General features: G+C 59.1%; 11 protein-coding genes. 6 read left to right on the top strand and 5 right to left on the bottom strand.

Going from position 1 to position 12,593, the window contains the following annotated elements:
* Positions 1-32 precede the first annotated feature (32 nt).
* Genes ASD54_RS23365 through ASD54_RS23350 form a run of 4 tightly spaced genes read right to left on the bottom strand, consistent with a single transcriptional unit; the run spans position 33 to position 3,961 of the window.
* Positions 33-428, bottom strand: coding sequence for a RidA family protein (locus tag ASD54_RS23365; protein WP_062557180.1), 396 nt, complete (start codon positions 426-428; stop codon positions 33-35).
* Positions 421-840: a thioesterase family protein gene (locus ASD54_RS23360; protein ID WP_062556994.1), complete on the bottom strand. Its 420-nt coding sequence runs from the start codon at positions 838-840 to the stop codon at positions 421-423. The genes ASD54_RS23365 and ASD54_RS23360 overlap by 8 nt, the downstream gene beginning before the upstream one ends.
* A 16-nt stretch (positions 841-856) precedes the next feature.
* Positions 857-1,639: an SDR family NAD(P)-dependent oxidoreductase gene (locus ASD54_RS23355; protein ID WP_062556993.1), complete on the bottom strand. Its 783-nt coding sequence runs from the start codon at positions 1,637-1,639 to the stop codon at positions 857-859.
* Between the two features lie 6 nt (positions 1,640-1,645).
* Positions 1,646-3,961, bottom strand: coding sequence for a bifunctional salicylyl-CoA 5-hydroxylase/oxidoreductase (locus tag ASD54_RS23350; RefSeq protein ID WP_062556992.1), 2,316 nt, complete (start codon positions 3,959-3,961; stop codon positions 1,646-1,648).
* Between the two features lie 205 nt (positions 3,962-4,166).
* Between ASD54_RS23350 and ASD54_RS23345 the strand changes: the two genes are divergently transcribed.
* The 3 genes from ASD54_RS23345 to ASD54_RS23335 all read left to right on the top strand — a co-directional run bounded on the left by ASD54_RS23345 (position 4,167) and on the right by ASD54_RS23335 (position 7,954).
* A complete protein-coding gene (locus ASD54_RS23345; RefSeq protein WP_062557179.1) occupies positions 4,167-4,673 on the top strand; it encodes a MarR family transcriptional regulator in 507 nt (168 codons plus the stop codon).
* Positions 4,674-4,892: 219 nt separating this feature from the next.
* A complete protein-coding gene (locus ASD54_RS23340; protein WP_062556991.1) occupies positions 4,893-6,545 on the top strand; it encodes an AMP-binding protein in 1,653 nt (550 codons plus the stop codon).
* An 86-nt stretch (positions 6,546-6,631) separates the two neighbouring features.
* A complete protein-coding gene (locus tag ASD54_RS23335; protein ID WP_062556990.1) occupies positions 6,632-7,954 on the top strand; it encodes an MATE family efflux transporter in 1,323 nt (440 codons plus the stop codon).
* Positions 7,955-8,029: 75 nt separating this feature from the next.
* Here ASD54_RS23335 and ASD54_RS27485 read toward each other — a convergent pair whose 3' ends face one another.
* A complete protein-coding gene (locus ASD54_RS27485) occupies positions 8,030-8,155 on the bottom strand; it encodes a hypothetical protein (protein WP_280139228.1) in 126 nt (41 codons plus the stop codon).
* A 103-nt stretch (positions 8,156-8,258) separates the two neighbouring features.
* Here ASD54_RS27485 and kdpA point away from each other — a divergent pair, with 103 nt between their 5' ends.
* From kdpA to kdpC, 3 genes are read left to right on the top strand one after another with little or no spacing between them, the layout of a single operon-like run.
* The gene (gene kdpA, locus ASD54_RS23330) at positions 8,259-9,968 is read left to right on the top strand and encodes a potassium-transporting ATPase subunit KdpA (protein WP_062556989.1); all 1,710 of its coding nucleotides are present in this window, start codon (positions 8,259-8,261) and stop codon (positions 9,966-9,968) included.
* Positions 9,969-9,978: 10 nt separating this feature from the next.
* A complete protein-coding gene (gene kdpB / locus ASD54_RS23325) occupies positions 9,979-12,015 on the top strand; it encodes a potassium-transporting ATPase subunit KdpB (protein ID WP_062556988.1) in 2,037 nt (678 codons plus the stop codon).
* A 2-nt stretch (positions 12,016-12,017) separates the two neighbouring features.
* The gene (kdpC, locus tag ASD54_RS23320; RefSeq protein ID WP_062556987.1) at positions 12,018-12,587 is read left to right on the top strand and encodes a potassium-transporting ATPase subunit KdpC; all 570 of its coding nucleotides are present in this window, start codon (positions 12,018-12,020) and stop codon (positions 12,585-12,587) included.
* Positions 12,588-12,593 lie beyond the last annotated feature (6 nt).

Below are 12,593 nucleotides of genomic sequence, written 5' to 3'. Positions count from 1 at the left end.
ATAACTAGACATCCTCTGAATGACCTTGATGCTCAGTCCGGCACGACGGCCAGTGCCTGGATCTCGATCTTGGCGCGGTCTTCCATCAGTGCGACTACCTGCACGGCGGCCATGGGCGGGAAGTGGCGCCCTATGATCTCGCGATACACGGCGCCGATCTCTTTCATGCGCGTCTTGTAGGCTTCGCGATCCGTGAAATACCAGGTCATCTGAATCAGGTGTTCCGGCTTGGCATCTGCGGCCGAGAGAACGCTGACAATATTCAACAGCGTCTGCCGCACCTGCTCGACAAAATCGTCGGAATGAAACTCACACTGCTCATCCCAACCGATCTGACCGCCCACCTGAACGATGCGCCCACGGGCGCTGATGCCGTTGGAATAGCCAATCGGCTTGGCCCAGCCTTCCGGCTGGATGATTTCATGCATCATGGGAAGGCTCCAGGTAACGGGTCAGTCCGGCCCTGACATCGTCGGGCCATGGATGAGATTTGTGATCTTCAAGCGAAGTCATCACGATGCGCTGACGCACCGTCCAGATGATGTCGCCGCGGACGGTAACGATGGTTTCAAGGTCCAGCGAGGCGCGGCCAATGGCGCGGACATGCACGGCAAAATCCAGCACATCGCCATAGACGGCGGGCTTCTTGAATTCGAGGTTCAGCGTCACGGTCGGCAAGCCGAGCTTGCGCTCGAACATGATTTCTTTCCATGTCACGCCGAAGGAGGCAAACATTGCCTCGTTCACATCGACCAGCATGGAAAGATAGGCCGGATGATAGGCGATGCCGGTCAGGTCGCAGTCGCCGAACCGCATTGGCTTCGAGATTGTAAAAGGCATGCTTCCTCCCTGTGGCTCAGCCGGACAAGACTTCGCCGCCCGCCACCGCAATGGCCTGGCCGTTGATGGATTGGGACAGGGGCAGCGCGAGCCACGCGACTGTCTCGGCCACTTCTTCCGGCGTGACCAGGCGTCCCTGCGGATTGCTCTTTGTGAACTCGGTCAGCGCCTGCTCTGGCGTGCGCCCTGTCTTGGCCACGATTTCTTCGATGGAGCGGGCAATGATGGGCGTATCGGTAAAGCCGGGGCAGACGGCGTTGACCGTGATGCCCTTCTTCGCCAGTTCCAGCGCAAGCGCCCGTGTCAGGCCCACAACGCCGTGCTTTGCCGCGCAATAGGCCGAGACGTAAGCATAGCCGGTCAGGCCTGCAGTCGAAGCGATGTTGATGATGCGCGCGCCTGCGCCATGGGCTTTCAAATCGGGCAGGACCGCTTGCGTGACGTTGAATACGCCCGTCAGATCGACATTCAGAACCTTCGACCAAAGCTCCAGCCCCGTCTTTTCGAAGGGTGCGCTTGGGGCTTCGCCAGCATTGTTGACGAGAATGGTAACCGGCCCGAAGGCTTCACGTGCCTGCGCAAGCCCTTGTTTGATCGCCTCTGGATCGGTGATATCGAAACCCGAGGCAACCAAAATCCGCTCGTTTCCAAGCCCTTCCGCCAGTGCCTGTAGCGGCTCCCGGCGGCGACCGGCAATCGTCAGTCTTGCGCCACCCTCATGCAGGCGGCGGACGATGGCAGCGCCTATTCCGCTTCCAGCGCCGGTGACCAATACGTGTCTGTTTTCAATGCCAGCCATAGCGGATCACTTCGCCGGTGCCGCAGCGCGTTCGAGGCCGGATTCGTACTGGTACTTGCCGGACATGTACTGCTTCGGCCACGGTACATTCTTCAGGCCAATCTTTGCGGCCTCGTGTAAGGCCCAGGCCGGATCAGCCAGATGTGGACGAGCCACGGCACAGAGATCGGCGCGTCCCGCGGCAATGATGGAATTGGCATGGTCGGCTTCTGAAATTGCGCCCACGGCGATGGTCGGTATGCCGATCTCGTTGCGGATCTTGTCGGAGAACGGCGTCTGGAACAGGCGGCCATAAACCGGCTTCTCTTCCTTCGATACCTGACCGGAGGAGCAATCGATGAGATCGGCACCGGCTTGCTTGAACATTTCCGCAAAAATCGCAGCATCTTCCGGCGTATTTCCACCGTCGGCCCAGTCGTGGCAGGAAAGACGGACGGAGATCGGCTTATCCTGAGGCCAGACCTCGCGAATGGCTTTGAAAACTTCCAGTGGATATCGCGCGCGGTTCTCGTGACTGCCGCCATATTTGTCTTCGCGCCGATTGGTCAGCGGCGAAAGGAACGATGACATCAGGTATCCATGGGCGGCGTGGAACTCCAACCAGTCTGCCCCGGCTTCTGCAGCCCGCTTTGTGGCGGCAACAAAGTCTTCCTTCACGCGGTCCATGTCGGCGCGATCCATCGCCTTCGGCACCTGACTGTGCTTCAGATAGGGCAGGGCGGAGGCTGACAGAAGTGGCCACGCGCCGTCTTCCAGAGGCTGATCTATGCCTTCCCAGGCCAGCTTGGTGGCACCCTTGCGGCCAGCATGGCCGAGCTGGATGCCGATCTTGGCGGCACTGTTGGTGTGCACGAAATCCACGAGGCGCTTCCAGCCAGCGGTCTGCTCATCGCTCCACAGGCCGAGGCATCCGGGCGTGATGCGGGCATCGGGCGAAACGCAGGTCATTTCTGCAAAGATGAGTCCAGCACCGCCAAGGGCGCGGCTTCCCAGGTGAACGAGATGGAAATCGTCCAGCATGCCATCCTTCGCGGAATACATGGCCATGGGCGAGACAACGATGCGGTTTGGCAAGGTCACGTCACGCAGACGGTAGGGCGTGAACATGGGCGGCAGGCAGCGTTCACCTTCCTGCACATTCAAGCCCTGCTTGGCGGCGAACCAACGCTCATAGCCTTCCAACCAGGTTTTGTCGCGCAGGCGAAGGTTCTCGTGGCTGATCCGCTGCGAACGGGTCAGCATGGAATACATGAACTGCTCCGGTTCCAGCGTATCGGCATAACGCGTCCCAACGACTTCGAACCATTCCATGGCGTTGCGGGCAGCGTTCTGAATGCGGGCAACATCAACCCGGCGAATTTCCTCATACGCTTTCAGGACGGCTGGAATGTTCTCCTTGCCGTGCCCGAGCTTCTGGAACTGGTTGGTCAGCTCAATCGCATCGTCGATTGCAAGCTTGGTGCCGGAACCGATGGCGAAATGCGCCGTATGTGCGGCGTCGCCCATCAGAACGACATGGCTGTTGCCGTTGAAGTGGCTCCATTTGCCGCAAATCAGCCGCTGGAAGTTTAGCCATGCTGAACCCCGCATATGCCGGGCATTGGTCATCAAGGACGACCCTTCCAGCGTTTCGGCGAAAAGGTCTTCGCAGAACCTGATCGACTCGTCCTGCGACATCTCACCAAGCTTGTGGGCCTGATAGGCTTCTTCCGTCGTCTCGATGATAAAGGTCGAGGTCTTGTCGTCGAACTTGTAGATATGCGCCTGAAACCAGCCGTGATCCGTCTTGCGGAAATCAAAGGTGAAGGCGTCGAAAAGCTTGTTGGTGCCAAGCCAGATGTAGCGATTGGGACGAACCACGAGATCTGGCTGGAAGACGTCCGAATATTTGGCTCGAATGCGCGAGTTCACGCCATCGGAAGCAATGACGAGGTCGGCATCCGGAAAATCCAGATCGCTTTCCGCCTCGGTCTCGAATTGCAGATTGACGCCGAGCGCTTCGCAGCGAGCCTGCAGAATATTCAAAAGCTTGCGGCGGCCAATGCCGACAAAGCCATGGCCGCTGGTGCGCTGACGCGTGCCCTTGAACAGAACCTCGATGTCGTCCCAATGGTTGAAGGCATCCTGGATTTCGCCAGCGCTTTCAGGATCCCAATGCCGCATGGACTGCATGGTCTGATCCGAAAAGACAACGCCCCAGCCGAAGGTATCATAGGGGCGGTTGCGCTCCACCACCGTCACGTCGTGTTCCGGATGGAATTTCTTCATGAGAAGGCCGAAATAGAGGCCAGCCGGACCTCCGCCGATGCAGACAATCTTCATTGCCGTTCCCTTCATTGTTGACGCAAGTTCATGCACGCCAATTATTTTAAGATTAAAGTATTTGACATTCGTGCATTGTCAACCGGAAAAATCGGTGGCCTATCCTGCATCCTTCGGACATCCCGATATGCTTGAATCTTGAATGATCAAGCTTGACATCGGCTTCATTCATCAGCACTCCGATAGGACGGGGCAGGGGAATCGCATGGTGAATGATATCGAGGCGATTGTTGCGGATACGCAGGAAGGCAAGAAGCTGGAACTGCGCTTATGGCTGCGTCTGCTTTCCACCACCCGCCTCGTTTCGCAGGAAATTCGCCGTCGGCTCAGGCTGGAGTTCAACAGCACGCTGCCGCAGTTCGACGTGCTCTCCCAGCTTTATCGCCAACCCGATGGCCTGCGTCTGGGCGAGCTTTCCCAACTGACCATGGTGACGAACGGCAACATCACGGCGCTTGTCGAGCGGCTTGAAGCGGATGGTATGCTGGTTCGCGAAAGGCTGGGGCAGGATCGGCGTGTGACCGTTGCGAAGCTGACGCCGCGCGGCCGTGAGATCTTCAGCCGTATGGCGCAGGCGCATGAGGCCTGGCTGAAAGAGTTGATGGTGGATGTGGACCCGATCGTTTTGGCCGGGTTGCTGACGCATGTCGGTCAGGTCAAGAATTCCACTATCCGGCACATGAGCCGTGGCGAACTCGAAGACGCCGAGTAATTCCTCCTGCATGTCGTCAGATCAGAGGCTGCTGCGCGAAACCGCGCGTGGCGGCTTGTTCGCGACGACGTGCCACCGTTCAGGAAAAATCATTATAAGCTTAAAAGATTTTTCTTGCCGAGCTTTTGGACCTGTGCCAGTCTTTCCAAAAATCAAAATACGCCACCTGGAAAACCAGCAAGGCGTGCAGACCAAATGTTTGCGAATAGGGGAACTGACATGAATCTGGGTCCAACCGGACACGCGGATACCTTCGCGCGCGACCATCTTCCGCCCTTTGAAGAGTGGCCGGAAATCAATCTGCAGGGCTTTGACTACCCCGAATATCTCAACGCGGCTGTGGAACTCACCGACCGTATGGTGGAGAAAGGGTTCGGCGACCGCGTGGCGCTGATCGGCGTTGGTCGTAAACGCACTTACCGCGAACTGACGGAATGGACCAATCAGCTGGCGCGGGCGCTGATCGAGGATTACGGCCTCCAGCCAGGCAATCGCGTTCTCATCCGCTCCGGCAACAATCCGGCCATGATCGCCTGCTGGCTGGCGGCAACCAAGGCGGGCGCTGTGGTCGTCAATACCATGCCAATGATGCGTTCGGGCGAATTGCTGAAATATCTCGAAAAGGCGGAAATTTCGCTGGCTCTGTGCGACCATCGGCTGATGGATGAGCTGGTGGAGGCGGGTAGCCAGAGCCAGTTCCTCAAGCGCATCGTCTCCTTCGACGGAACCGACGGCCATGATGGCGAACTGGACCGGGCGGCCCTAGCCAAGTCCAGGGAATTTGCCGCCGTTGAAACAGGGCGTGATGATGTGGCCTTGCTGGGCTTCACGTCCGGTTCAACCGGCATCCCCAAGGCTACGATGCACTTTCACCGCGATATCCTCATCATCGCAGATGCCTATGCGAAGGAAGTGCTGCAGGTTCAGCCGGAGGATGTCTTTGTCGGTTCGCCACCGATTGCCTTCACATTCGGTCTCGGTGGCCTCGTGGTCTTTCCGCTTCGTTTCGGCGCCTGCGGTGTGCTTCTTGAGAACGCCGCACCCACCAAAATGCCGGAGATCATTCAGGAACATCAGGCCACGATCTGCTTCACGGCGCCGACGGCCTATCGCGCCATGCTGGCGGCGATGGATGGTGGGGCAGATCTCTCATCGCTGCGTATTGCAGTATCCGCCGGGGAAACCCTGCCGGGTCCTGTGTTCGAAGAATGGACACGCAAGACCGGTAAACCGATCCTCGATGGTATCGGCGCTACCGAGATGCTGCATGTTTTCATCTCCAACCGGCTAGGAGAGGGCAGGCCTGCCTGCACCGGACGCCCGCTCAGTGGCTATGAGGCGATCATCGTCGACGACTCGATGAACGAGGTGCCGCGCGGCACGGTGGGCAAGCTCGCCGTGCGCGGGCCGATTGGTTGCCGCTATCTCGCCGATACGCGTCAGAAGGATTATGTCCGGGGCGGCTGGAATCTGACCGGCGATGCTTTCTATCAGGACGAAGAGGGCTATTTCCACTTTGCGGCCCGAGCCGACGACATGATCGTATCTGCTGGCTACAATATTGCGGGCCCAGAGGTCGAAGCAGCACTTCTCAAGCATGATGCCGTTGCCGAATGCGCGGTGATCGGCGTTCCGGACGAAACACGCGGCATGATCGTTCAGGCCCATGTCGTGCTGGCGCAGGGCTTCAGCGGTGATGACGTGTTGACGAAGCATTTGCAGGAGCATGTGAAGTCCATCATCGCCCCTTACAAATACCCTCGCTCGATCATCTTTACGGAAGCTCTGCCCAAAACGGAGTCCGGCAAGATCCAGCGGTTCCGTTTGCGCAGTGCAGCAGCAGCGCCGCAAATATCGGCGCAAGCGGTCTGACCTCGGCCTCGATTAACGATTGGCATTTGTCTTTTCCGCGCAAATGATCGACATCACGTCTCGATCAGAGGCAAGGGGCAGACACAGTGACCGACAAAAGCCAAACGGCGCGTGCTTTCACCGTGGAAAGCCGGGATGTACTGCGCATCTCGCTTCCCATGATGATCGCCTATCTATCGACGCCCTTGGCCGGGTTGATCGCGACGGGCGTGATCGCCCAGCTTGGCGACGAAAATCTGGTTGGAGGCGTTGCCCTCGCCTCCGTCATTTTCGACGTGATGTTCACGACATTCAATTTCCTGCGCGCCGCGACGACCGGTTTCACGGCGCAGGCCGTTGGGGCTGGCAGCAAGCTTGACGAAAACCGGATGCTGGCGAGCGGCTTGATCATTGCGCTTGTGTCCGGCCTGCTTCTTCTTCTGGTGCAAGGTCCGCTTGGAGCCTTCAGTCTTGGCGTGCTGGGTGCCGAGGGCGCCGTGGCCGAAGCTGCCGCCATCTATTTTCACTGGCGTATATGGTCGGCACCGCTTGTGCTCTTCAATTTCGTCGCCTTCGGCTGGATCATCGGTCGTGGAGAGGCGATGTGGAGCATGATTCTGCAAACTCTCCTGAACGTCCTGAATGCGGGGATCAGCTATTACTCCGTGATGCGGCTTGGTTGGGGCGTGGAAGGCGTGGCGATTGCCGCGCTCGTGGCGGAAGGTGCAACGGCGCTTCTCGGAGGCATCCTCATTCTGGTCAAGACAGACCGGCTGGCCTGGGAGCTTCCGGGGCTGAAAAGCTTTCAGCGATCCTTCTCCGTCAATGGCGACATGATGATCCGGTCCTTTGCATTGCTGATCGGCCTGTCTTTCTTCACACGCCAGAGCGGAACGCTGGGGATCGATATTCTTGCGGCAAATACGATCCTGCTGCGCTACTATTTCTTCGGCGTCGCGTTTCTGGATGGTGTGGCGACTGCGGCAGAACAACTGGCCGGCAAGGCGGTGGGTGCCCGCTACCGCCCGGCCTTTGATCAGGTTATTCGTCTCACGACCATCTGGGGTCTCGTCTTTGCAGTGATTGTTTCTCTAGCCTTTATGCTGAGTGCAGGCTGGGTGATCGATGTGCTGGCACCCACTGGAAACGTCGCCGCCCTCGCGCACGCCTATCTTCCCTACATGCTGGCCTTGCCAATTCTCGGTGTCATCGCGTTCCAGATGGATGGCGTCTACATCGGTGCCACATGGTCACGGCAGATGCGCAATCTCATGGTTGCCTCGCTGGCGACCTACATTCTGACCTGGGCTGTGCTGCAGCCGCTTTTCGGCAATCACGGTCTGTGGATGGCTCTTCTCGTCTTCCAAAGTGCACGAAGCATTGCCTTTCGCCTGATGCTGCCGAGGCTTGCCGATCGTACGTTCGGCTGATCTGGGCGGTCTTTATGTTTTCCTTACATGAGGCAGCATTCTTCCCAATCGAAACCTGACGGGTTCAGCGCCTAATCATTCTCCTGCATCAACAGGAGAATAGCGATGCTCGATTTCATCTTCCTCGTGCTGGGTTGCGGCACGCTTGGCGTGCTGGCGCTCTATGCCCGCGCGCTCGACCGGCTGTGAGGTCCAACCCATGCTGGAACCCCTTTTCGGCCTTCTCGTCGCTCTCGCTCTCGGCGTCTATCTCGTCGTTACGCTGCTGCGTCCCGAACGCTTCTGATTTCCCAGGAGAAGTCTCATGACAATCGTCGGGTGGCTGCAGATCAGCCTCCTTTTCCTATTCGTCGCCATCGCCATCAAGCCGCTGGGTGTCTACATGGCGCAGGTTTTCGAGGGCGAGCGTAATCTCGCGACCAAACTCGGCGGCCCTTTCGAGCGCGGTTTCTATCGTCTGGCCGGTATCAACCCGGACAAGGAGCAGGGCTGGCTGTCTTATACGCTCGCCATGCTCGCCTTCTCGCTCGCAGGCTTCGTCTCGCTTTACGCCATCCTGCGCCTGCAAGCCTATCTGCCGCTCAATCCGCAGGGTTTTCCGGCGGTTCCGGCAGATCTGGCGTTCAACACGGCTGTGTCCTTCGTGACCAACACCAACTGGCAGAACTATGCCGGTGAGGCGGTGATGAGCCATTTCAGCCAGATGGCGGGCCTTACGGTTCACAACTTCCTGTCGGCTGCCACCGGCATGGCGCTTGCGATGGCGGTGACCCGCGCGCTGGCTCGCTCCAAGGTTTCCACGCTTGGAAATTTCTGGGTCGATTTGACCCGCGCCACGCTTTACGTTCTTCTGCCCATCGCATTCATCATCGCGCTTGGCTTCGTGGCGATGGGCCTTCCACAGACGCTGGATGCCTCTGCGACCGCAACCACTCTGGAAGGTGCCCAACAGGTCATTTCCCTCGGTCCCGTTGCGTCTCAGGAAGCCATCAAGCAGCTTGGCACGAACGGCGGTGGCTTTTTCAATGCGAACGCTGCACATCCGTTCGAGAATCCGACGGCCTGGTCCAACTACCTCAACATTTTTTCCATGCTCTCGTTGTCCGCCGCGATCGTCTACACGTTCGGGCGAATGGTCGGGAACAGGCGTCAGGGCTGGGCCTTGATCACGGCCATGGCGGTTCTCTTGATCGCTGGTGTCGCCGTGACCTACTGGGCAGAAGCCGCTGGCAATCCCATCCTGACCAGTCTCGGCGTCGATGCTGCGCAAGGCAACTTGGAAGGCAAGGAAGTTCGCTTTGGCCAAGCCATGACGGCGCTTTACGCGGCCGTGACCACAGGCCTGTCGGATGGTGGCGTCAACGGTATGCACGGCTCCTTCACGGGTCTCGGCGGTCTCGTACCCATGTTCCTGATCCAGCTTGGCGAAGTTCTGCCGGGCGGCGTCGGCTCCGGTCTTTATGGCATGCTCGTCTTTGCGCTTCTTTCCGTCTTCGTCGCGGGGCTGATGGTTGGCCGGACACCGGAGTTCCTGGGCAAGAAGATCGAAGGCCGCGAAATGAAATTTGCCATGCTGGCGGTTCTTATCCTGCCACTGGTGATCCTTGGCTTCACGGCGATCTCGGTCATGCTGCCGTTTGCGGTGGCAAGCATCGGAACCGCGGGCCCACACGGGCTCTCGGAAATTCTCTACGCCTACACGTCTGCTGCCGGGAACAACGGCTCTGCCTTCGGTGGCCTTTCCGGCAATACGCTCTGGTACAACTCGACGCTCGGCATCGCCATGCTGCTCGGTCGTTTCGCCTATGTCATTCCTGTCATGGCCATCGCGGGCTCGCTTGCCGCCAAGGTCAAGACACCGGCGTCCGCAGGAACTTTTCCAACCGATGGCCCGCTTTTCGTTGGCCTGCTGATCGGGATCATCCTGATCCTGGGAGGTTTGCAGTTCTTTCCGGCGCTCGCACTCGGTCCCATCGTCGAGCATTTCGCAATGCTTGCTGGCCAAACTTTCTGAGGAAACAACCATGTCAAAGGATCATAAGGCGCAGAGCCTTCTCGACCCTGCCATTCTTCTGCCAGCCATGCGGGATTCCGTTTTGAAACTGAACCCGCGGCAATTGCTGCGTAACCCGGTCATCTTCGTCACTGAGGCGGTGGCTGCAGTCGTTACCATCCTGTTTCTCCGTGATCTGGCGGTTGGAAACGGGCAGGCCGGGTTCTCCGGGCAGATTGCCGCCTGGCTTTGGTTCACGGTGCTGTTTGCAACATTCGCGGAAGCCGTTGCAGAAGGCCGGGGCCGCGCCCAGGCGGAAAGCCTGAAGAAAACCAAATCCGAAATGACGGCCCGGCGCCTGACATCGAACGGTGGCGAGGAAAGCGTTGCCGCGACCAGCCTCAAGGTTGACGACATCGTGCTCGTCGCAGCGGGTGAACTCATTCCCGGCGATGGCGAGGTCATTGAAGGGGTTGCATCGGTTAACGAGAGTGCGATCACTGGCGAATCCGCGCCCGTGATCCGCGAATCCGGTGGCGATCGTTCCGCCGTGACGGGAGGGACGCAGGTGCTTTCCGACGAGTTGCGGATCAGGATTACCGTCGCGCCCGGTTCATCCTTCGTCGATCGCATGATTGCACTCATCGAAGGGGCGCAACGCCAGAAGACGCCGAATGAAATCGCGCTCTCGATTCTCTTGTCAGGTTTGACACTGATCTTCCTGCTTGTCTGTGTCGCGATCTGGGGGCTGGCGGGCTATTCGGCGACGATCCTCTCCATCACCGTTCTTTCGGCGCTCCTGGTGACGCTGATACCGACGACGATTGGCGGGCTTTTGTCGGCCATCGGCATTGCGGGCATGGATCGTCTGGTCCGTTTCAACGTCATTGCAACGTCCGGACGTGCGGTAGAGGCGGCGGGCGATGTCGATACGCTACTCCTGGACAAGACCGGAACCATCACCTTCGGCAATCGCATGGCCAGTGATTTTCTTGCGGCCCCCGGTGTGACACAGCAACAGCTTGCCGAAGCCGCCCTGCTGGCCAGCCTTGCCGATGAAACACCTGAAGGCCGTTCCATCGTCGCGCTTGCGACGGGTGAGTTCGGGATTGCTATGCCAGAGCAGCGGTTCGACGAGATCATTGCATTCACCGCCGAAACACGGCTTTCGGGCGTTGATCGGGATGGTCGAAGACTTCGAAAGGGTGCCGTCGATTCCATCCTCAAATTTGCCGGTGTGACGGATGCCGAGGCTCCGGCGGAGTTCCGCCGCGCGGTCGACATGATCGCACGAAGCGGCGGCACGCCGCTGGCTGTTGCAGACGGCAACAGGCTGCTGGGCGCCATCCATCTGAAGGACGTCATCAAGCCTGGCATCAAGGAGCGTTTCGCAGCTTTGCGCGCCATGGGTATCCGTACGGTCATGGTCACCGGCGACAATCCAGTCACCGCCGCAGCCATCGCGTCAGAAGCAGGCGTGGATGATTACATCGCTCAGGCAACGCCGGAAGATAAGCTGAACTACATCCGACGCGAGCAGCAGGGCGGTCGTTTGATTGCCATGTGCGGCGATGGCACGAACGATGCCCCAGCGCTTGCGCAGGCCGATGTGGGTGTTGCCATGCAGACCGGAACACAGGCTGCGCGCGAAGCCGCCAACATGGTGGATCTTGATTCAAGTCCGACCAAGCTCATCGAGATCGTGGAGATCGGCAAGCAATTGCTGATGACCCGCGGGGCGCTGACGACGTTTTCCATTGCCAATGACGTGGCGAAATACTTCGCCATCATCCCGGCGCTTTTCGTCGCAACCTATCCGGCCCTCGGCGCGCTGAATGTCATGGGGCTGGCCTCTCCGCAATCGGCCATTCTCTCCGCCGTCATCTTCAATGCGCTCATCATCATTGCGCTGATCCCGCTCGCCCTGCGCGGTGTTACCTATCGGCCGTCCGGTGCCGCAAGTGTGCTGCGACGCAACCTGCTGGTCTACGGGCTGGGTGGGTTGATCCTGCCCTTCATCGGCATCAAGGCAATCGATGTTGCCGTCAGCGCGCTTCATCTGGTGTAAACATGATCAACCATCTCAGACCTGCAATCACTCTTCTGTTCCTCCTGACACTGGTGACGGGACTTGCCTATCCGCTGGCTGTCACCGGCATAGGTCGGGCTCTGCTTCCACAACAGGCGCAGGGGAGCCTGATCGAGCGCAACGGTCAGATCGTCGGCTCGCGGCTGATCGGTCAGAATTTCACGAGCGACCGCTATTTCTGGCCGCGTCCATCTGCCACGAGCCCGGATCCCTATTCGGCCTCGGCGTCCGGTGGTTCGAACCTCGGTACGACCTCCGCCAAGCTGAAGGGTCGTGTCGACGCGGATGTGAAGCGGCTCAGTGCGGCGGGCATTGCCTCACCGGTTCCCGCCGATGCGGTGACCACGTCCGGCTCCGGGCTCGATCCGCATATTTCCCCGGACTATGCTGCAGCGCAGGTGGCACGCGTTGCCAAGGCGCGTGGCGTCAATGAAGCCGACCTGAAGGGTCTGCTTTCGCGACTGTCCGAAGGTCGCGACCTGGGATTTGTCGGTGAACCGCGTGTCAATGTGCTAGAGCTTAATCTGGCTCTTGATGAAATGAAGTCCTGAGAATCG

Source organism: Rhizobium sp. Root149, from assembly GCF_001427345.1.
Classification (GTDB): Bacteria; Pseudomonadota; Alphaproteobacteria; order Rhizobiales; family Rhizobiaceae; genus Neorhizobium; species Neorhizobium rhizoryzae.
The sequence above is the reverse complement of the archived record's forward strand: the minus strand, read 5'-3'. Positions and strand labels throughout refer to the sequence as shown.

What these genes read in the sequence shown, in the direction of transcription:
- ASD54_RS23365 (WP_062557180.1), bottom strand. Translation starts at nt 428, where the DNA reads ATGCATGAAATCATCCAGCCGGAAGGCTGGGCCAAGCCGATTGGCTAT.
- ASD54_RS23360 (WP_062556994.1), bottom strand. Translation starts at nt 840, where the DNA reads ATGCCTTTTACAATCTCGAAGCCAATGCGGTTCGGCGACTGCGACCTG.
- ASD54_RS23355 (WP_062556993.1), bottom strand. Translation starts at nt 1,639, where the DNA reads ATGGCTGGCATTGAAAACAGACACGTATTGGTCACCGGCGCTGGAAGC.
- ASD54_RS23350 (WP_062556992.1), bottom strand. Translation starts at nt 3,961, where the DNA reads ATGAAGATTGTCTGCATCGGCGGAGGTCCGGCTGGCCTCTATTTCGGC.
- ASD54_RS23345 (WP_062557179.1), top strand. Translation starts at nt 4,167, where the DNA reads ATGGTGAATGATATCGAGGCGATTGTTGCGGATACGCAGGAAGGCAAG.
- ASD54_RS23340 (WP_062556991.1), top strand. Translation starts at nt 4,893, where the DNA reads ATGAATCTGGGTCCAACCGGACACGCGGATACCTTCGCGCGCGACCAT.
- ASD54_RS27485 (WP_280139228.1), bottom strand. Translation starts at nt 8,155, where the DNA reads ATGGGTTGGACCTCACAGCCGGTCGAGCGCGCGGGCATAGAGCGCCAG.
- kdpA (WP_062556989.1), top strand. Translation starts at nt 8,259, where the DNA reads ATGACAATCGTCGGGTGGCTGCAGATCAGCCTCCTTTTCCTATTCGTC.
- kdpB (WP_062556988.1), top strand. Translation starts at nt 9,979, where the DNA reads ATGTCAAAGGATCATAAGGCGCAGAGCCTTCTCGACCCTGCCATTCTT.
- kdpC (WP_062556987.1), top strand. Translation starts at nt 12,018, where the DNA reads ATGATCAACCATCTCAGACCTGCAATCACTCTTCTGTTCCTCCTGACA.